The 18,970-nt window shown below is 64.2% G+C and carries 21 protein-coding genes and 1 tRNA gene; 8 read left to right on the top strand and 14 right to left on the bottom strand.

Annotated features, from left to right (window positions below; genetic code table 11):
* A partial coding sequence (locus AC0L3S_RS06980) for a YHS domain-containing protein (protein ID WP_473278533.1) occupies positions 1 to 288 on the bottom strand: 288 nt, incomplete at its 3' end.
* Between the two features lie 50 nt (positions 289 to 338).
* Here AC0L3S_RS06980 and AC0L3S_RS06975 point away from each other — a divergent pair.
* Complete coding sequence (locus AC0L3S_RS06975; RefSeq protein ID WP_007598521.1) at positions 339 to 614, top strand: metal-sensitive transcriptional regulator; 276 nt, start codon at positions 339 to 341, stop codon at positions 612 to 614.
* A 78-nt stretch (positions 615 to 692) separates the two neighbouring features.
* On the opposite strand, the gene AC0L3S_RS06970 is transcribed toward AC0L3S_RS06975, so the two are convergent.
* A complete protein-coding gene (locus AC0L3S_RS06970) occupies positions 693 to 1,670 on the bottom strand; it encodes a YiiX/YebB-like N1pC/P60 family cysteine hydrolase (RefSeq protein ID WP_473278532.1) in 978 nt (325 codons plus the stop codon).
* A gap of 192 nt (positions 1,671 to 1,862) precedes the next feature.
* Between AC0L3S_RS06970 and AC0L3S_RS06965 the strand changes: the two genes are divergently transcribed.
* The gene (locus AC0L3S_RS06965) at positions 1,863 to 3,260 is read left to right on the top strand and encodes a flavin monoamine oxidase family protein (protein ID WP_473278531.1); all 1,398 of its coding nucleotides are present in this window, start codon (positions 1,863 to 1,865) and stop codon (positions 3,258 to 3,260) included.
* A gap of 159 nt (positions 3,261 to 3,419) precedes the next feature.
* On the opposite strand, the gene AC0L3S_RS06960 is transcribed toward AC0L3S_RS06965, so the two are convergent.
* The 4 genes from AC0L3S_RS06960 to pheS all read right to left on the bottom strand — a co-directional run bounded on the left by AC0L3S_RS06960 (position 3,420) and on the right by pheS (position 8,243).
* Complete coding sequence (locus AC0L3S_RS06960) at positions 3,420 to 4,190, bottom strand: sulfite exporter TauE/SafE family protein (protein WP_473278530.1); 771 nt, start codon at positions 4,188 to 4,190, stop codon at positions 3,420 to 3,422.
* A 23-nt stretch (positions 4,191 to 4,213) separates the two neighbouring features.
* Complete coding sequence (gene pheT / locus AC0L3S_RS06955; RefSeq protein ID WP_473278529.1) at positions 4,214 to 6,622, bottom strand: phenylalanine--tRNA ligase subunit beta; 2,409 nt, start codon at positions 6,620 to 6,622, stop codon at positions 4,214 to 4,216.
* Positions 6,619 to 7,083 (bottom strand): endonuclease domain-containing protein, encoded by a 465-nt coding sequence (locus tag AC0L3S_RS06950; RefSeq protein ID WP_473278528.1) that lies wholly within the window; start codon positions 7,081 to 7,083, stop codon positions 6,619 to 6,621. The genes pheT and AC0L3S_RS06950 overlap by 4 nt, the downstream gene beginning before the upstream one ends.
* A gap of 77 nt (positions 7,084 to 7,160) precedes the next feature.
* Positions 7,161 to 8,243 carry a phenylalanine--tRNA ligase subunit alpha gene (gene pheS / locus AC0L3S_RS06945; protein ID WP_473278527.1) on the bottom strand — a complete coding sequence of 361 codons (1,083 nt, stop codon included), beginning with the start codon at positions 8,241 to 8,243 and terminating at the stop codon, positions 7,161 to 7,163.
* A 150-nt stretch (positions 8,244 to 8,393) separates the two neighbouring features.
* Between pheS and AC0L3S_RS06940 the strand changes: the two genes are divergently transcribed.
* Entirely contained in the window at positions 8,394 to 8,804 is a 411-nt protein-coding gene (locus tag AC0L3S_RS06940; protein WP_473278526.1) for a hypothetical protein, read from the top strand.
* An 11-nt stretch (positions 8,805 to 8,815) separates the two neighbouring features.
* Here the strand turns inward: AC0L3S_RS06940 and rplT are convergent, their stop codons facing one another.
* Together rplT and rpmI are read right to left on the bottom strand one after the other, a co-directional pair.
* Entirely contained in the window at positions 8,816 to 9,175 is a 360-nt protein-coding gene (gene rplT, locus AC0L3S_RS06935) for a 50S ribosomal protein L20 (protein ID WP_007598538.1), read from the bottom strand.
* A gap of 89 nt (positions 9,176 to 9,264) precedes the next feature.
* The gene (gene rpmI / locus AC0L3S_RS06930) at positions 9,265 to 9,465 is read right to left on the bottom strand and encodes a 50S ribosomal protein L35 (RefSeq protein WP_007598540.1); all 201 of its coding nucleotides are present in this window, start codon (positions 9,463 to 9,465) and stop codon (positions 9,265 to 9,267) included.
* Positions 9,466 to 9,736: 271 nt separating this feature from the next.
* On the opposite strand from rpmI, the gene AC0L3S_RS06925 reads away from it, so the two are divergent.
* Positions 9,737 to 10,135 carry a hypothetical protein gene (locus AC0L3S_RS06925; RefSeq protein ID WP_473278525.1) on the top strand — a complete coding sequence of 133 codons (399 nt, stop codon included), beginning with the start codon at positions 9,737 to 9,739 and terminating at the stop codon, positions 10,133 to 10,135.
* 91 nt (positions 10,136 to 10,226) lie between these two features.
* Here AC0L3S_RS06925 and infC read toward each other — a convergent pair whose 3' ends face one another.
* Positions 10,227 to 10,766, bottom strand: a complete 540-nt coding sequence (infC, locus tag AC0L3S_RS06920) for a translation initiation factor IF-3 (protein ID WP_085349942.1) — start codon at positions 10,764 to 10,766, stop codon at positions 10,227 to 10,229.
* 249 nt (positions 10,767 to 11,015) lie between these two features.
* On the opposite strand from infC, the gene AC0L3S_RS06915 reads away from it, so the two are divergent.
* Both AC0L3S_RS06915 and AC0L3S_RS06910 read left to right on the top strand, forming a co-directional pair.
* The gene (locus AC0L3S_RS06915; RefSeq protein WP_473278524.1) at positions 11,016 to 11,828 is read left to right on the top strand and encodes an alpha/beta hydrolase; all 813 of its coding nucleotides are present in this window, start codon (positions 11,016 to 11,018) and stop codon (positions 11,826 to 11,828) included.
* A 149-nt stretch (positions 11,829 to 11,977) separates the two neighbouring features.
* Positions 11,978 to 12,445 (top strand): nuclear transport factor 2 family protein, encoded by a 468-nt coding sequence (locus tag AC0L3S_RS06910; protein WP_473278523.1) that lies wholly within the window; start codon positions 11,978 to 11,980, stop codon positions 12,443 to 12,445.
* 17 nt (positions 12,446 to 12,462) lie between these two features.
* Here the strand turns inward: AC0L3S_RS06910 and AC0L3S_RS06905 are convergent, their stop codons facing one another.
* The 3 genes from AC0L3S_RS06905 to AC0L3S_RS06895 all read right to left on the bottom strand — a co-directional run bounded on the left by AC0L3S_RS06905 (position 12,463) and on the right by AC0L3S_RS06895 (position 15,411).
* Positions 12,463 to 13,260 (bottom strand): acyl-CoA thioesterase domain-containing protein, encoded by a 798-nt coding sequence (locus AC0L3S_RS06905; RefSeq protein WP_473278522.1) that lies wholly within the window; start codon positions 13,258 to 13,260, stop codon positions 12,463 to 12,465.
* Positions 13,261 to 13,455: 195 nt separating this feature from the next.
* Positions 13,456 to 14,607 (bottom strand): tRNA epoxyqueuosine(34) reductase QueG, encoded by a 1,152-nt coding sequence (gene queG / locus AC0L3S_RS06900; RefSeq protein WP_473278521.1) that lies wholly within the window; start codon positions 14,605 to 14,607, stop codon positions 13,456 to 13,458.
* Between the two features lie 111 nt (positions 14,608 to 14,718).
* Complete coding sequence (locus AC0L3S_RS06895; RefSeq protein WP_007598553.1) at positions 14,719 to 15,411, bottom strand: glutathione S-transferase family protein; 693 nt, start codon at positions 15,409 to 15,411, stop codon at positions 14,719 to 14,721.
* Between the two features lie 170 nt (positions 15,412 to 15,581).
* Between AC0L3S_RS06895 and AC0L3S_RS06890 the strand changes: the two genes are divergently transcribed.
* Positions 15,582 to 16,388, top strand: coding sequence for an undecaprenyl-diphosphate phosphatase (locus tag AC0L3S_RS06890; protein ID WP_027566187.1), 807 nt, complete (start codon positions 15,582 to 15,584; stop codon positions 16,386 to 16,388).
* Positions 16,389 to 16,466: 78 nt separating this feature from the next.
* Here AC0L3S_RS06890 and AC0L3S_RS06885 read toward each other — a convergent pair whose 3' ends face one another.
* On the bottom strand, positions 16,467 to 17,432 hold the full coding sequence (locus AC0L3S_RS06885) for a complex I NDUFA9 subunit family protein (protein WP_473278520.1): 966 nt from the start codon (positions 17,430 to 17,432) through the stop codon (positions 16,467 to 16,469).
* 161 nt (positions 17,433 to 17,593) lie between these two features.
* Between AC0L3S_RS06885 and AC0L3S_RS06880 the strand changes: the two genes are divergently transcribed.
* A tRNA-Leu gene (locus AC0L3S_RS06880) sits at positions 17,594 to 17,680 on the top strand.
* A gap of 302 nt (positions 17,681 to 17,982) precedes the next feature.
* On the opposite strand, the gene AC0L3S_RS06875 is transcribed toward AC0L3S_RS06880, so the two are convergent.
* Complete coding sequence (locus tag AC0L3S_RS06875) at positions 17,983 to 18,414, bottom strand: lysozyme inhibitor LprI family protein (protein ID WP_473278519.1); 432 nt, start codon at positions 18,412 to 18,414, stop codon at positions 17,983 to 17,985.
* Between the last annotated feature and the right edge of the window lie 556 nt (positions 18,415 to 18,970).

Genomic DNA, 18,970 nt, shown 5'->3' with positions numbered 1-18,970 from the left:
GAGATATTTTGCTGGATCGGCGGCGAATTTGGCGCGGCAGCCGGCCGAGCAGAAATGGAAGGTATCGCCGTGATGGTCGAAGCGGTGCTTGGACGTCGCGGGATCGACTGTCATGCCACAGACGGGATCGCGGACTTTTGCCGCGGCGCCGTGGCCATGCGCGTGACCGCCGTGCGCGCCGCAGCAGGACGCAGCCGCGGGCTGGTCGACCGGGGCAGCCTTACTGGAACGGCCGCATTCGGAATGTGTTTCCGCGTTGTGACGGTGCTCGTGTTCCGCGTTGTTCATTGCCACGCTCCGGCCTTGCAAGCTATACCCTAGGGGGGTATATAGTCCGCATGCGCAAGGACATCAAGGCATCTGTCGGAAAACGTCTCGGCCGGATCGAGGGGCAGGTTCGCGGCCTCTCGAAAATGGTCGAGGAGGACCGCTATTGCATCGACATCGTCACGCAGATCTCGGCGGTGCGCGCCGCGCTGCGCCGGGTCGAGGAAGAGGTTCTGAAAGATCACGTCGCCCATTGCGTCGAGCATGCGATCGCGAGTGGCGACAAGGCCGACCAGCGCGAGAAGATCGCAGAGCTGATGGCGGTGATTGGGCGGGCAGAGCGGTAGGTTTTACGCGTTTCGCCAATACTGGCGCGCGCAATCTCCCTTCACGTCGTCCCGGCCTTCGCCGGGACAACAGAAGTCCTACGCCGCCCTTTCGCGCGCCCGACCGCGCCGCCTTGGGCGGTCCATGGCCAGCTTCTTCAGCCGCCGAAATCGCTCCGAGACGGTGATGCGATCGACTATCTCCGCTGGGTGCACGCTTACTTCTTCAGCCGGAAGCGGCGCCTCTTCGTCAATCGCTTCAGGAACGAGCGACGGCGCACTGAACGTTTCTGGAAACACACCGAAGGTGCCGGCTACCTCCTCGAGCGGCTTCTGCTTATCGGCCCAGTGCAAGGCGGTGTAGTCGAAACCGTGCACGATGGTGGGTTTGACGACTTCGAAATAGGGCGAGATGTCGAAGTCGCGGGGCATGTAGAGCGAGGAATCGCGGATATGCAGGATCTCGCGGCGGGCAGCACGGCTGCCGGCCTTGGTGATCTTCGGCAGGATCGGATAGCGCACGGCGTCGAAGGCCTGCGCGATTAGCGCCGAGCAGATGATCTTGGTGGGATCGCCCGAGCCGATCGAGATCATGCGGCGCCGCCAGCGTTGCGGGATCGGCAGCGGAAACAGAAAGCGCATCAGGTCGACGATGTTCTTGGTGTCGTAGCCGAAGCCGATGCGATTGATCGCATAGCGGCAGACCGTGGTGCGGTCCTCATAGGACAGCCCGACCGGGCGGCAAACGCGCGTGTGATAGGGGAAATATTTCGACAGCGGCGCAGAGGTGACGCCTTCGCCGATATTGGCCTCGATCAGCACGTGCGGCTCGCCGTCGGGCTCTTCCGCGCCCTCGATCGGGCCGACATAGAGTGCGCCGTGGGACCAGGTCGACTGCGTCAGATATTTGATGATGCCCGAGATGCGGTTGTTGCCCTCGACCAGCAGCACGTCGCCGGGCTCGATGACGCCGCGCAGATGCTCGGGGTCGCTCGGCGTGAACGGCTCATAGCCCGGCACCTCCTTCGAGAGGTACGCGGCAATCAGCTTGCCGACTGAATCCAGGACCGTCCCCATTTCGAAACTCCCCCACGGCCTTTTCCGGCCGTCTTTTTCTCTTCTCTACCATGGTCGGAACGTGTTGCAATTCGGTTCATTGATCCGTGACGTCAAGTACGATTGATTCACCATGATGGTTGCCGCGCAACATCAGATACGGCAAGGTTCGCTAGCTGTTCCCGTTTGCTGCAAGTCTCCGGAAACCATGCCATGACAATCACGCGCCGCAGCTTCCTATCGGCATCGGCGGGCCTTGCCGCGATGCCGGTCCTGCGCGCAACCGCCGCAACCCTGCCGCGGGAGGCTGACATCGTCGTGATCGGTGCGGGCGCGGCCGGAATTGCCGCGGCGCGGCGCATCATGGCGGCCAATCGCAAGGTCGTGGTGGTGGAAGCTGCGTCGCAGATCGGCGGCCGCTGCATCACGGATACGACCACCTTCGACACGCCGTTCGATCGCGGCGCGCGCTGGATGCACAATCCCGACACCAATCCGATGATCCGACTGGCGCGCAGCGCCGGGCTCGACGTTCTGCCGGCGCCGTCAGGCCAGAAGATGCGCATCGGCCGCCGCAACGCACGGGCCGGCGAGACCGAGGAGTTCCTGGCGGCGCTGGTGCGTGCCAACCGCGCCATCGACGAGGCCGCGCGTGGCAAGCTCGATACCGCCTGCGCCTCGGTGCTGCCGAAGGATCTCGGCGACTGGGCCGGCGCGGCCGAGTTCATGCTGGGCGCGAGCTTCGCCGGCAAGGACCTGAAGGAGCTGTCTGCGATCGACAAGGCGCGGGCACAGGATCGCAACGCCGCGATCGCCTGCCGCCAGGGCCTGGGGACCCTGATCACCAAACTCGGTGAGCAGGCGCCGGTCGCGCTGTCGACGCCGGCGAGCCGGATCGTCTGGAGCAATCGCGACGTCAGCGTGGAGACACAGGCCGGCAGGATCGCCGCACGCGCCGCCATCATCACGGTCTCGACCAACGTGCTGATTTCGGGCGCGATCAAGTTCGGGCCTGACATTCCCAAGCGCACGCTCGATGCCGCCTCGAAGCTCACGCTCGGAAGCTACGATCACATCGTGCTGCAACTGCCGGGCAATCCGCTCGGCCTGTCGCGCGACGACATCCTGATCGAGCAGAGCAACTCGACGCGGACGGCGCTGATGTTCGCCAATATCGGGGGATCCTCGCTGTGCTCGATCGATGTCGGCGGCTCGTTCGGCCGCGATCTGTCCGGGCAAGGCGAGAAGGCGATGACGGCCTTCGCCAGAGAATGGATCACGAAGCTGTTCGGCAGCGAAGTCGCCGCCGCCGTGCAGAAGGCCAGCGTGACGCGCTGGAACGCCTCGCCTTTCGTGATGGGCGCGATGTCGGCGGCCTCGCCCGGCGGTCAGCTCTCGCGAAAAATCCTGGCCGAGCCGATCGGCAACATGTTCCTCGCCGGCGAAGCCACGCACGAGACGCTCTGGGGCACCGTTGATGGCGCCTGGGAAAGCGGCGAGCGCGCCGCGGACGCAGCGCTACGCAAGATCGGCGCGCTGAAGGACGAGCCGGCCGACGTGCCGACGCAGTCGACGAAGAAGCGGCGCGCGCCGCGGCAGCAGAGGAACTAATTCAGTCGTCGTCCTGGACAAGCGCAGCGAAGCGAAGCGCAGATCCAGGACCCATTACCCCAGGGCGCAGTTTGGCGAAGACTTGGGGCTGTCAGCTTCGCGCTATAGCGCTGACCGGGGTAATGGGTCCTGGCTTTCGCCAGGACGACTGTGGATGGCTTAGCGCAACACCCCATCCAGCGCCGGCAGCCCGGCGATCACCGCTATCGCGATCAGCCCGTAACAAATCGCACGAAACATTTTTTCGCTGGCACGGCCGAACAGCGACGCGCCGAAGGCGACGCCGATCGCATAGACCGGCCCGACGATGAGCGAGAGCACGAGCGATTCGCGGCTGATCAGGCCCGTCGTCGCGTAGCTGACCATCGAGAAAAAATCTGACGCGCCGAAGAACAGTAAGATGTTGGCGCGCGCGACGATCGGGGCGATGGGGCGACCGAGCCAGTAGCCGACGATCGGCGGCCCACCGGTCTGTGCGAGGCCGCTACAGAAGCCGGACAGGCTGCCGATGCCGACCGAGAGCCAGGCCTGGTCCTTGCCGCGATAGCGCCAGCCCGACAGCAGCAGAAGCAACAGCGCGGCGACGAAGCAGGAGATGATCCATCGCGTCGTGACGGGTTCGAGCACGCTGAGGAAATACGTGCCGACGGGCACGCCGACCAGCGCGCCCAGCACGATCACGGCGGTGGCCTTGCGGTCGGCCTTGCGCCAGGCGTCAGGCAGCAGTGGCGCGGCCGCGACGAAATCGATCACGAGGAGCAGCGCGGCAACCAGACGCGGCGCCGCGATGCTGCTCGCCAGCGGCATGAAGATCAGCGCCGAGCCGAAGCCCGAGAAGCCGCGCGCGGTGCCCGAAACGAAAGCGACGGCGCAGAGCGCCATCGCAATGGTGAGGCTGACGTCCTTCGGAAGAAAGTCAGTGAGATTCATGCTCTATGATTTCTCGAGCATGATCATGCTCTCAAGGTGCCGCCGGTCTTCTTCGTCACCTCCGCCACAATCTTCGCGGCGACGGCCTCGATCTCCTGGTCGGTCAGGGTCTTTTCGCGCGGCTGGATCGTCACTGCGATCGCGATCGACTTCTTGCCGTCGTCGATGCCCTTGCCTTCATAGACGTCGAACACGTTCACGGCGGTGATCAGCTTCTTGTCGACGCTCTGGGCCGCGCGCACGATGTCGCCGCCCTTCACGGTGCGGTCGACAATGAAGGCGAAGTCACGCGAGACGGGCTGCAAGGCCGACAGCTCGATCACGGGCTTGGCACGGGTCGGCTTCTTCTTCGCCTCGGGGACGCGGTCGAGGATCACCTCGAACACGACAAGCGGGCCGCCGGCGCCGAGCGCCTCGAGCGCGCGCGGATGCATCTCGCCGAAATAGCCGAGCACGTTCTGCGGCCCGATCTGGATCGTGCCGGAGCGCCCGGGGTGCAGCCAGGACGGGCCGCCCGCGACGATCTGAAGCGCCTGCATTGGTGCGCCGGCGGCGGCGAGCACCGCGAGCGCATCGGCCTTTGCGTCGAACAAGTCAGCCTGCGCCGAACCCGACCAGTGCCGTCCGAGACCCTGCGACGACGCAAAGCCGCGGCGGACCCCGCTTGCCGCCATGAATTGATCCTGCGGGCGATCGCCCTTGAACACCTGCCCGACCTCGAACAGCGCGACATCGCCAAAGCCGCGATCGGCATTGGCCTGCGCCGCCGCGATCAGGCCGGCCAACAGGGTCGGGCGCATGTCGGACAAATCCGATGCGATCGGGTTGGCGACCTCGAGCTCGCGTTGGCCGCCGCCGAAAAGCTTCGCGGCAGGCTTGGTGATGAAGGACCAGGTCACCGCTTCGATGATGCCGCGGCTCGCCAGCGCGCGCCTGGCGCGGCGGGTGCGGAGCTGGAGCGGGGTCAGCACGGGTTTGCGTGCGTCCTCGCCGCGCTCGAACGGCGTCATCGGCACCTTGTCGACGCCGTAGATGCGGACGACTTCCTCGACGATGTCGGCCTTGCCGTGCACGTCGGTCCGCCACGACGGCACCGCGACCTTCACGACCGGGCCCGGGCCCGCCATCATGAAGCCGAGATGGGTCAGGATACGCTTCATCTCCGGCATCGGCACCTCGATGCCCGACAGCCGCTTGACCTCGGTGACCGGAAAATCCATCACGCGGTCGTCGCCGAAGGTCTTGCCGACCACGACGTTCTCGGACGGCGTGCCGCCGCACATCTCCATCACCAGTTTCGTCGCAAGCTCCAGCCCCGGCACCATGAAGGCCGGATCGACACCGCGCTCGAAACGATAGCGCGCATCCGAATTGATGCCGAGCTTGCGCCCCGTCTGGGCGATGTTGATCTCGTTCCACAGCGCCGATTCGATCAGCACGTCGGTGGTGGTCTCGTCGCACCCCGAGGCCTCGCCGCCCATGATGCCGGCGAGCGATTCGACGCCGTGCTCGTCCGCGATCACGCAAATCGCGGGATCGAGATTGTAGCTGCGGCCGTCGAGCGCGAGCAGCGTCTCGCCGTCACGGGCGCGGCGCACCACGAGATTGCCCTTCACTTTCTTCGCGTCGAACACGTGCAGCGGCCGCGCGCGGTCGTAGGTCATGAAGTTGGTGATGTCGACCAGCGCGTTGATCGGACGCAGGCCGATCGCGGTCAGCCGCTTCTGCAGCCATTCCGGCGACGGGCCGTTCTTCACGCCACGCACGAGGCGCAGCGCGAAGCCCGGGCAGAGCGCGGCGTCTTCAACCGTGACCTTCACCGGACACGGGAATTCGCCCTTGATCGGCTTGATGGTGGGGTCTTTGAACTTGCCCATGTCGGCGGCGGCTAGATCGCGCGCGATGCCGTGCACGCCGGTGCAGTCCTGCCGGTTCGGGGTCAGATTGATCTCGACCACGGGATCGCCGAGGCCGGCCCATGCGGCGTAAGCCGCGCCGATCGGCGCGTCCGCGGGCAATTCCATGATGCCGTCATGGTCGTTGGAAATCTGCAATTCAGCCGCCGAGCACAGCATGCCGCGGCTCTCGACGCCGCGGATGGTGCCGACACCGAGCGTGATGTCCTTGCCGGGGATGTAGGTGCCCGGCGGGGAGAACACGCTGACAAGCCCCGTCCGCGCATTCGGCGCGCCGCACACCACCTGCACCGGCGCGCCACCGTCGCCGGTGTCGACCATACAGACGCGCAGCCGATCCGCATTCGGATGCTGCTCGGCGGAGATCACCTTCGCGATGGTGAACGGCTTCAGCGCCTTCGCCTTGTCCTCGATGTTCTCGACCTCGAGCCCGATCATGGTGAGCTTCTCGGCGAGCTTCTCCAGCGGCTCGTCGGTGTCGAGATGTTCCTTCAGCCAGGAGAGAGTGAATTTCATGGCTGCGTGCCTCGGCTCTTGTCGGTTGAATTGCTTTGGTCGGTATTAGTGTTCCCTCCCCCCTTGTGGGGGAGGGTCAGGGAGGGGGGTAAGCCGCGGGCTCCGCCGGAAGCCGCTTGGCGAATTATCTCCACGACTCCCTCTAAACTCGTCATCACCTGCTCGTTGGTGAAGCGCAGAACCTGAGATCCTTCGGCAGCGAAGAACGCGTCGCGACGCTGATCTGCCTTTTGGCGCTCCTCGAAGTCGTGAGATTCCCCATCGACCTCAATGATGATCTTTGATGAGAAGCACACGAAATCGGCGATGTAGTTTCCGATCGGCGTCTGACGACGAATACCAACGCCATCCATCCGGTTAGCTTTTAGATATCGCCACAGCAGCGTCTCGGCGCGCGTCATCGCGCGGCGAAGCTGTTTCGCTCTGCTGCGCTGACGGTCGCTGACGACTGTGTGCGGCATCCGCGGCTACCCCCCTCCCTGCCCCTCCCCCACAAGGGGGGAGGGAACGGAGAGAGCTTTCGTCGACGCAGATCCCATCACGAGCTCAGCCCTCCCGCGAGGGTCGGTACTTCGAGCGGCTTGAAGCCGTAATGGGACAGCCAGCGGACGTCGCTGTCGAACAGCTGGCGCAAATCGGCGATGCCGTATTTCAGCATGGCGATGCGGTCGATGCCCATGCCCCAGGCGAAGCCCTGGTACTCGTCGGGATCGATGCCGCAGGCGCGCAGCACGTTCGGATGCACCATGCCGCAGCCGAGAATCTCGAGCCAGTCCTCGCCCTCACCGAAGCGGATCTCGCCCTTGTCGCGGCGGCACTGGATGTCGACTTCCAGCGACGGCTCGGTGAACGGGAAGAACGAGGGCCGGAAGCGCATGTTGATGTGATCGACCTCGAAGAACGCCTTGCAGAACTCGTGCAGGATCCATTTGAGGTGGCCGAGATGGGAGTGCTTGTCGATGACGAGACCTTCGACCTGGTGGAATTGCGGCGTGTGGGTCGCGTCCGAATCGATGCGATAGGTGCGGCCCGGGCAGATCACGCGGATCGGCGGCTTCTCACTCAGCATGGTGCGCACCTGCACCGGCGAGGTGTGGGTTCGCAACAGCATGCGGGAGCCGTCCTCCTTCGGATGGAAGAAGAAGGTGTCGTGCATCTCGCGCGCGGGATGGCCTTCCGGAAAATTCAGCTTGGTGAAGTTGTAGTCGTCGGTCTCGATATCGGGCCCTTCGGCGACCGAGAATCCCATGTCGGCAAAGATCGTGGTCAGCTCGTCCCAGACCTGGCTCAGCGGATGGATGCGGCCGGCCTCAGCCGGCGCCTCGCGCAGCGGCAGGGTGACGTCGATAGTCTCCGACGCAAGCCGCGCGTCGAGCGCCGCCGATTTCAAGACGTCGCGCCGCGCGGCCAGCGCCTCGGTGACCTTGTCCTTGGCCTGGTTGATCGCAGCGCCTTGGGTCTTGCGCTCGTCCGGCGACATTTTTCCGAGCGTGGCAAGCAGCGCCGAGATCGAACCCTTCTTGCCGAGGGCCGCGACGCGTACCGCTTCGAGGGCGGCCTCGTCGTCGGCGGCGGCGATCTGGTCGAGGATGGATGTTTCGAGCATTGCGAGGTCGGACACGGTCAAATCCCTGCTGCCAAATTCGGCTGGGTTGTCGCCGCCAGAAGGCCGTAACGTCAAGCGAAAAGCCGGTCATTTCGGGCTGACGAGCGGCTGGGTTGAACCTCGCGCGGGGGCTTGGCACCAGGGGGATGCAAGGAGGCTTTCGCGATGCTCTCAAGATCCGGTCTGGCTGCTCTCGCGGTCGTTCTCTTGGTCGCGAGCACCCCGGCGCGCGCCATGGTCTGCATGGAGAAGTCGATGACGCTAGACGAGGTCGTCGACACCATCGCTGCCCAGAAGGGCTGCGAAAGCGCGATGAAAATGTTTCAGGAGTGCCAATTGACCGCGAGCGGCGATGTCCAGCTCGGCGCCGCCGTCGAGAAGAAATGCGAGGCGGACTTCATGCCCGGCCTCAGCACCGCGCGAAAACAGGCTTACCAACGCGAGATGCGCGCGTGCGACCGGAAGTACCGGAATAAATCCGGCACCATGTATCTGTCGTTCACGGCATTCTGCCGGGCGGAGATCGCCCAGCGCTACTCGCAACGCGCGCTGAAGGCTGGCGGAGCCGGCCGTTAGCGCGGGCGTGCTCAGGCCGCCAGAGCGGCCTTGGCCTTCTCGGCGATCGCCTGGAACGACGCGGGCTCGTTGATCGCGAGATCCGACAGCACCTTGCGGTCCACGGTGATCCCGGACTTGGCCATGCCGTCGATAAAGCGGCTGTAGGTCAGGCCGAACGGACGCACGGCAGCGTTGATGCGCTGGATCCAGAGCGCGCGGAACGTCCGCTTCTTGCGCTTGCGATCACGGAAGGCATACACGAGAGCCTTCTCGACCGCCGGCTTGGCGGTGCGGATCGTGTTCTTGCGGCGGCCGCGGAAACCCTTGGCGGCCTTGTAGACTTTCTTGTGCTTGGCGTGGGCGGTCACACCGCGTTTGACGCGAGCCATGACAAATATCCTTCAGAAGTGACTTGATGTTCGGATCGCCGCGAAGCTGCGGCGCGGGTGGCAATGATCTTGAACGATCTTGGACGCGATCAGGCGTTCGGCAAGAAGTACTTCTTGACGTTGTCGCCGTCGGTCTTGAACAGCACGGCGGTGCCGCGCAGCTGCCGGATCTGCTTCTTCGTCCGCTTGATCATGCCGTGACGCTTGCTGCGATGAGCGAACATCACTTTGCCGGTGGCAGTCACCTTGAAGCGCTTTTTAGCGCCCGATTTGGTCTTCAGCTTGGGCATTTGGCTCTCCTAATGGCCATAGAAATCCGCCCGCAAAGGCGGCTGGCCGTCAAAATGCTCGTTAGAGCGTTGATTGTGCTCAGGTTTTACGAACAAGCGCGAAACCCGCACGGACACCGCCACGGCAGCCCTTAATCAGCCGGGCAATGAAGGCTGGGCTTATGACAGAGGACGGGCGAATTGGCAACGATGAACCGGTGGAACCTAGCCGCCGACTATCCGGAATTGCTAACCTCATGTCCGAGCCGTGTCGCCCGGAGCAGGACCCAAAATGGCCCATTTTTCCCGATTGCTTTCGTTTTCGACTGATGTTGCCCGTCCACGCCGCTTGGCGCTATTGGCCGTGCTCGCCACGGCCGCCTTTCCTGCCACCGCCGACGCTCGCGGCTATGACGGCGTCTGGAACGTCACCTTCGCCACCACCCGCGGCAATTGCAGCTCGGGCTACAGCGTCCCCTTCACCGTCACCGGCAGCCGGGTGTCGTCCGCTGGCGGCGGCCGGGTCTCCGGCAAGGTCAATCGCAGTGGTGCCGTGGCGGTCCAGGTCTCGGTCGGGGCATCCCATGCCAGCGGCGGCGGCCGGCTCGCTGGTGTGAACGGCGCCGGTTCGTGGAGGGGTATCATCTCCGGCGATCAGTGCAGCGGCACCTGGCAGGCGACGAGAACGTAACTATCGCCAACAGGACGGGTGCCCATGAAAACAAAACGGCCCGCCGGAGATCCGGACGGGCCGTTGAATTTGCGAATTCAAAGGATCGGCGTCAGCGCGGCGCCAACACCATGACGACCTGACGGCCCTCGAACCGCGCGTCCTGCTCTACCTTTGCGAGCTCGGCGACGTCGGTCTTGATCTTGTCGAGCAGCTTGGTGCCGATCTCCTGGTGCGCCATTTCGCGGCCGCGATAGCGCAGGGTGATCTTGACCTTGTCGCCTTCTTCGAAGAACCGCTGCATGGCGCGCATCTTCACTTCGTAATCGTGGTCGTCGATCATCGGGCGGAGCTTGATCTCCTTGATCTCGACGATCTTCTGCCGCTTGCGGGCTTCGGCGGCTTTTTTCTGCGCGGAATACTTATACTTCCCGTAGTCCATGATCTTGCAGACGGGAGGGCTGACGTTCGGCGAGATCTCGACCAGATCCATGCCGGCTTCCTGGGCCAGGCGGATAGCCGCGACGGTCTCGATGGTGCCCTTGTTGTCACCGGTCTGATCGATCAGCTGGATCTGCGCATTGCGAATATCGTCATTGATGCGCGGCCCGTCTTTGGCGGCAGTGGGCGGGGCTTTATTGGGACGGCGAATGGGTGGTTCTCCAAAGTTATGAAAAGAGGCGGCTATTTTGCAGGAAGATACGGTTGCCGGCAAGCAATCGCTCGTGCGGCGGTCGAAAAAGCCTCAAATGCGAGGCATTTTGGCCACGGCGGGGCACGCAGACCGACATAGACACCTTGCTTCTGTTCCGCAAGCGTCCCAAAGGGCCAATGTCGACCTCCGGCGGCGCTGCGGAGCACGACCGGACAGCTCAAACTGCATAGCCAGAGTAAACGTTCCATGACCCCTGCAATTCCCGATGCCGTGCTCGACTTCATCGATGTGGGCGAGGGCCCGTCCGCACGCCGGATCGCGGTGCGCCGCCGCGCGGCCCAAAAATCTGATCAAGAATCTGCTCAAGGACCGGGGCTGGTCTGGCTCGGCGGGTTCAAGTCGGACATGCAGGGCAGCAAGGCCGTCGCACTGGACGAATGGGCCCGGGACCACGGCCGCGCCGTGGTCCGTTTCGATTATTCCGGCCACGGCGAATCTGGCGGCGATTTCGTCGACGGAACCATCGGGCGCTGGCTCGAGGAAAGTGTCGCGGTATTCGAGCGGTTCTGCGACGGCCCGCAAGTCCTGATCGGCTCGTCCATGGGCGGCTGGATGGCGCTGCTGCTCGCGCGCGAGATCAAAAAGCGTTCTGGCAAGGCCTCGCTGGCGGGCCTGGTGCTGATCGCGCCGGCGCCCGACTTCACCGAGGAGCTGATGTGGAAGAATTTTCCGGCCGCGGTGAAGAAAGAGATCGAGACCAAAGGCGTCTGGCTGAGACCGTCGGACTATGGCGACGGCTCGCCCTATCCGATCACGCGGAATCTGATCGAGGAGGGGCGCAACCATCTCGTGCTCGGCAGCGCCATCGATCTCGGCTGTCCCGTTCGCATCTTGCAAGGCGCGCAGGATCCTGACGTACCCTGGCAGCATGCGTTCGCGCTGACCCATCGCCTGCCGGCCGACGACGTCGTGCTGACCATGATCCAGGACGGCGATCATCGCCTCTCGCGCCCGCAGGACATCGCCCGCATTCTTGCCGCCGTGGCCGAGATCGGGTGAAATCGCCACCTAGCACTCGGTGTCATCGCCCGACTTGATCGGGCGATCCAGTATTCCAGAGGCGCCCGTGCTCGAGCCGAGAAGCCGCGGCGTACTGGATGCCCCGGTCAAGCCGGGGCATGACTGAGAATGGGAGGGGAGAATCGCCGATGACCACCACCGCCATGCTGCGTGCCTTCTGCGACGCCGTCGAACAACGCAACGGAAAAGCCTTCGCGGATCTCTTCACCGAGGACGGCGTCTATCACGACGTGTTCTATGGCGCCTTCGCCGGCCGCGAGAAGATCGCCGCGATGATCGACGACTGGTTCTATCGCACGGCGACCGACTTCCGCTGGGACATGCACGACCCGGTGTCGAACGGCATCACGCTCTATGCGCGCTACACGTTCAGCTATCGCTCGACCTTGCCGGAGGCGAATGGCGCGCGGGCAATGTTCGAGGGCGTGGCAATCATGACGCTTCGCGACGGCAGGATCGTCAGCTATCACGAGGTCGCCAACACCGCGCCGGCGTTTGTCGATCTGAAGTTTGCGCCTGATAGAATCGCGAAGATCGTCGCCAGGCAGGGCGCGGAGCTCAAGGCGCGGCCGGAAATGAAGCGGCATTTTGGCTAGCCGTCGTTCTTGCGCACCTACCGCTTCGACGGATTTACCATCGGCTTGCGCTGCGCCAGCGCCGCGACCGTGGCGGTGCCGATCGGGCCCTGCTCGTCATAGAGCCAGCATTCGCCGATCGCGACACCGTCGGTGGCCTGGTGGTTCACCACCTCGAAGCCGATCCAGTTCGTCACCGGCAGGCGGTGCAGATAGATCGTGACGTCGCTGTTGATGTAGCCGAGCCCGTTGTCGCCGGCGTTCGCGAACGGACTGGCGAAGTCCGCGCTGGTGGCGACATGGACGAACGGCGTCATCGGCACGCCCGCGACCAGCTCGCGCACCTCGCTCATCCAGAGTTTTCGTGGCCCGACCGAGCCCATCTGGCCGACGATCGGTCGCGTGGTCCATTTGCCGTTCATACCGAGCCTGGGATCGGTGGGCTTGGGAATGTCGGCCGGCTTCGGCACGTCCCAGTTCGGCGGCGACCAGACATTGCCGTCCGGATTCTGTGTTCGCCGCAACAGCTGGCACGAGGCGCGCGCCATGCTGACGCCGCCGGAAAAGAACTCTGCTTCCACGATGCGGATGCGCAACCCGTCGCGCACCAGCCGTGTCGTCACCTCGATCGGCTTGTCGATAGTCGGCAGCCGAAACATGTCGACGGTCAGCCGCGCCGGCACGAGTTCGGGGCCGGAATGCCGCTCCTCGATGGCGAAGCCGAGCAGGCCGACGATGACGCGTCCGTGCAGCGATTTCGGATCCCAAGGGCCGTTGGCGACTTCCGTCGGATGGAATGTGTCGCCGTCGCGGGTGAAGAAAGGCATGTTTGTCATGATGGGCGAGCTTGAAGGAACGCGTGGGGAAATCAAGGGTGGCGGCGAGATGTCAGGGGCGCAGCACTGCGCTCTACACAACTGCTGTCATCGTCCGCGAAGGCGGACGATCCAGTACTCCGAGGCGGTTGTGATTGCATCGAGACGCCGCGGCGTACTGGATGCCCCGCTTTCGCGGAGCATGACAGCAGAGGATTAGGAGGCGGTGCGCCACTCCTCGCGCACGCTATTGTCGGACTCGCCAGCAATCGCATTCGTCTTGATCGCCTCGAACTCATCCCGTGGCACCAACCGCCCCAGCGCCCACACCGCGGCCCCGCGCACGAGCGCGCTCTCATCCTCCAGCAATCGCCGCGCCTCGTCCGCCAGTGCCGCATCGCCGGAGTTGCCGATCGCGATCAGCACGTTGCGCAAAAAGCGGTCGCGGCCGATGCGTTTGACCGGGGACTTCGTGAACAGCGCACGAAACGCAGCGTCGTCAAGCCGCGCGAGCTCGGCGAGGCCTGGCGCGCGCAAAGCGTCACGTGCGGCGAGCTTGGCTTCGCGGCCCTCCTGCGCGAACTTGTTCCAGGGACAGGCGGCGAGGCAATCGTCGCAGCCATAGATGCGGTTGCCGATGCTTTTGCGAAATTCGCGCGGGATCGGTCCCTTGTTCTCGATGGTGAGGTACGAGATGCAGCGCCGCGCATCGAGTCTGTAGGGCGCGGGGAAGGCCGCGGTCGGGCAGATGTCGAGGCACGCCCGGCACGAGCCGCAATGATCGATCTCGCCATCGTCGCGCGGGAGCTCCAGTGTGGTGTAGATCGCGCCGAGAAACAGCCATGAGCCGAATTCGCGCGAGACCAGATTGGTATGCTTGCCCTGCCAGCCCAGATGCGCGGCTTGCGCCAGCGGCTTCTCCATCACGGCCGCGGTGTCGACGAACACTTTCACTTCGCAAGGCTTCACCTCAGAAGTTGCGGTCGCGACCAGCCATCGTGCGAGCGCCTTCAGGCGCTTCTTGATGAGGTCGTGATAGTCGTCGCCCTGCGCATAGACCGAGATCGCCGCGCGCGTGCGCTGTTGCAGGATCGCGAGCGGATCCTGGTCGGGGCCGTAATTGACGCCGAGCATGATGACGCTGCGCACGTCCTGCCACAGCCCGCGCGGATCGACCCGGCGCTCCGGCCGCGCGGCGAGCCAATCCATGTCGCCATGGCCGCCGGATGCGATGAATTCGAGAAAATGTTTTCCGGCGCTTTCGATCGTGCCGGGCTCCGTGATGCCGATGCAGTCGAAGCCGAGCGCGCGCGCCTCGTTTGCGAGCGCCGTACGAAGCTCATCAATGTCGATGCTGGATTTGATCATCGATGCATCCACGCTCGTCATGGCCGGGCTCGTCCCGGCCATCCACGTCCTTGCGTCGCATAACTGAAAGAACGTGGATGCCCGGGACAAGCCCGGGCATGACGTTCACCATCAGAAGTCGAGGTCCACGTAGGTCCGCGACGCCGGCACGCCGGCCAGCCATTCGCTCAACAGCGGACGGAACGACGGGCGGGATTTCACCCGCGCGTACCACGCCTTTGCCGCGTCGTCCTCGCTCCATGGCACGTCGCCCAGATAGTCGATCGCCGAGAGGTGCGCCGCGGCGGCGAGATCCGCGTAGCTGAGCCGGTCGCCGGCGAGGAAATTACGCGTCTGGGCCAGCCAGCCGATATAGGCCAGATGATAGCGCACATTTGCCTTGGCGGCGCGCATCACGTCGGCCGAGGGCGGGCCGCCGCCATTGTCCTCGCTCATGAAGCGCTTGTAGATGCGCTCGGTGACGAGCGGGTGGGAGACTTCCTCGAAGAACTTTTCGTTGAACCAGGCCATCAGCCGGCGGACCTCGACGCGCTCGCCGATCGTGTCCGGCATCAGGCGCTTCAGTCCCATCTCGGAGCCATAGGCCTCGTCGACATATTCGGCGACGATCGCCGCGCCCGGGATCGGCGGCTGCTCGTCGTCCACCAGGACGGGCGTCGTGCCCGCCGCATTGAGCAGCAGAAACGCTTCGCGCCGCTCCCAGCTGCGCTCTTCGATCAGCTTCAGCTCAAGCCCGTATTCTCCCGCGATCAGGCGGATGAACCGCGAATGCGGACAGAACGGATGATGAAACAGCGTAAACATGAAGCCTTTGACTATGTGATGGTGCTTAAGAATCCATCAATGTTTTGTGCGGCGCCACACTAGTCATTCAAAACCGCGAAGCAAGGGCGCGACGCCGCATTTTGCGATTGCAGCAAGGGAGCGGATGGGCGAGAAGAGCCCCGCTTTTCCAGCCGAAATGGACCGTAAATATGTCAGATGCAATACGGGCAGTGATCCTCGGCATCATCGAGGGTGTGACCGAGTTCCTTCCCGTGTCCTCGACCGGCCATTTGCTGCTCGCGGAGCGCTTTTTCCATCTCGGCGAGGGCGCGTTCTGGGATTCGTTTACGGTCCTGATCCAGCTCGGCGCGATCCTCGCGATCGTCGTGCTGTACTTCAAGAAATTGTGGGACGTCGCGATCGGCATGTTCACGGGCGACGCCTATGCGCGTCGCTTCGTGATCGGCGTGCTGGTGGCGTTCCTGCCCGCTGTCGTCGTCGGCCTCGTCGCCGGCAAGTACATCAAGAGCATGCTGTTCAATCCGTGGGTGGTGTGCTTCTCGCTGATCGTCGGCGGCGCCATCCTGCTCTGGGTCGACAAGCTCGATCTCAAGGCGCGCGAGCACGACGCCACCCGGTTTCCGCTGCTGATGTATCTCTATATCGGCATCGCGCAGTGCATCGCGATGATCCCGGGCGTGTCGCGCTCCGGTGCCAGCATCGTCGCGGCGATGTTCCTGGGGGCGGACAAGCGCGCGGCGGCGGAGTTCTCGTTCTTCCTCGCCATTCCCACCATGATCGGCGCGTTCGCCTACGATTTCTACAAGAACCGCTCCGAGATGACGATGGACCACATGGGCATCGTCGCGATCGGCTTCGTGGTGTCGTTCGTCACCGCGATCATCGTGGTGAAGACGTTCCTGGAATACGTCACCCGCCACGGCTTCGTGGTGTTCGCCTGGTGGCGCGTGATCGTCGGCACGCTCGGCCTGATCGCGCTGGCGCTGGGGCGGTAAACCCGAACGTCAAACGGCTGCGTTCCGGACGCGGAGCTCGTCATGCCGGGACAAGCCCGGCCATGACGGCGGAGATGGTTACGCGCTCTTGCGCTGGAACTGCCCGGCGGCGCGGAAACGCCAGAGATATTGCGGGGCGATCGCTTCCAGCGAGTCGGGCGTGATGCCGAGGCCTTCCAGCGTCAGGCCTGCGGCCTTCGCCGCGTCCGATACGACATTGTCGCGCGCGAGCAGCGTGACCTGGTCCGGGGTCAGCTTCAGCGCGCCCGGCGCGAATTGCAGGAAGTTGGCCTTGAAGCGGGCGAGGCCAAACGGCAGCGGCATTAGCATCCGCTTGCGATCGGCAATCTCGAGAATGGCCTCGATGATCTCGCGCATGGTCAGCACTTCCGGGCCGCCGAGCTCGTAGGTCGCGCCCGCCTTGGCCTTGCCGTCAACGGCATCCGCGATCGCGGTGGCGACGTCGCCGACATAGACCGGCTGCATCCTGGTTTCACCGCCGATCAGCGGCACCACCGGCGACATCCGCGCCAGCGCCGCGAAGCGGTTGGTGAACTGGTCCTCGGGGCCGAACATCACGGAGGGGCGGAAGATCGTCGCCGACGGCACCGCGGCCAGGACCGCCGCTTCGCCGGCCGCCTTGGCTCTGGCATAGCGCGAGGGCGATTCCGCGTCGGCGCCGATCGCCGAGACATGGATCAGCTGTGCCCCCGCGGCAGCGGCCGCCTTGGCGATGGTCTCGGCGCCCTTGGCCTGGACCGCGTCAAAACTCTGCGCGCCGCCCTCGGCGAGGATGCCGACCAGATTGATCACGACCTGCGAATCACGCAGCGCCGCCTCGATCGAGGCCGGATAGCGCACATTCGCCTGCACGGTGTGGACCTGCCCGACCTTGCCGGAGGGCTGGAGGTACCCGGCCAGCTCCGGCCGCCGCACCGCGACCCGGACCCGGTAGTCGCGCCGGCACAGCGCGCGGACGACATTCCGGCCCAAAAACCCCGATCCGCCGAAAACCGTGACGAGCGTGTCCAGATTCGATGCCATGGGATCCATTCCTAGGGTCATTCCTGCGGGAAGAGTGCGTCTCGTCAGGCTTGTATCGGGCCGGTTTGCGATGCGCAATCCGCATCCCGAAGCGGGGTTCAAGCATGAATTGACAACCGCGTCACCGAACCGTAGTAACCGCCTCCGTGCCTAACCGGCATGCCCAGGTGGTGGAATTGGTAGACGCGCTGGCTTCAGGTGCCAGTGGCTTAACGGCCGTGAAGGTTCGAGTCCTTTCCTGGGCACCACCTCCTACTCAAGCGATTGAAATCGCTTTTGCAGGGAAATTTGAGCTGCTGACCGGTACACAAAACCGAGGCACGGCGCTCATGGCGTACCGAATGGCCTACATCGCTCGTCGGGTCGGCTCGGATCGCAGGCGATCTGGAGGCGGCTGGCTCCAGTCGCTCAGGCAAGCGCTACGCGCCGACAGCCGTTGCCCGGATGCTAGTTGAGCTATGAACGACGTCCACCGCGCTCGCGGCCGAAGCCGTCTTCGCTATTTGGGAAAAGGTCGGCCAAGCTGATGACCCCAAGCGCCTGAGAGCTCTCAGTGCTCGTTGACCGCAGCGCCGAGCTTGATCAGGCTCAGCGAGCGGTTCGCGGTCTCGCGCAGGCGGCAGTAGCTCGCGTCGCCCGGGTACATGCCGGGCTCGACTTTGTCGAAGACCGCGCAGAAGCGATCACGCGAGGCGGCGAAAGTTTTCTGCGAGTCATTAACCGCCTGGATCACGTCGGCGAACCCGCCGGCCTGAACCTTCTTTAGCGCCTCACTGGTTTTCTGCGTCCAAATGGCGAGTTCGCGCGCCGCGCAGACTTTCCATTTGGCGACGTCGTCATTCGCGCCCTTTGCCGCTTTGATGCAGGGGTCGGCGACGAGCCCGACGCACGCGGCGCCGAAACCGCCGGTTTTCTCCGCGGTCTTCAGGCAGGCATCGATCACTGCAAGGTCGGCTGGCGCGGTGCCTTGGGCGAAAGCCATCGATGCGAGCGGGAGGCTTGCCGCGAGCATCGCGGCGGCAAGTTTAAGCTTCATTGGAGACCTCCGTTCGGCGCATCGAAAATATGGAACACAATACCACTGCGAGCGCATGAAGCTCAGCGAGACGGTAGACCGGCGGGTGTGGCGGAAGGGCCGCACGGCGAGTGCGAAGGGAAAACGAGGGGGTATGCGGCTTCGGCTACGCCCTCTCCAATCAATGCCTTTGAATGCGCCTTGACCTGACTTGCGAGATTTTCGACCAATAGGTGATACATGCAACTTTGGTCATCGAAGGCCCAGCGTTGGTTCACCTGAATGTGGAACAGGAGCTACGCTGACGAATAATGACGGCGGGACCGGTTAAGGCACGCACGGGCTCTGCCTCTTGGCGTTGAAATTTTCAAGTCGGAACAGCCGCTTGGAGGCTTTCGAAGCCGGCCGTGGGGCCGATTCCGCCAAACCCCATCGATTGCACCGTCCGAATTTACCCCACTTTAGACAAACTGGCCCTAAGTCAGCGGGCAGGCTCGCATCCGGCCGTCGGCGAGCACGGAGC

Source organism: Bradyrhizobium sp. Ken01 (genome assembly GCF_055807355.1).
This window is presented reverse-complemented; position numbering and strand designations above follow the sequence as displayed.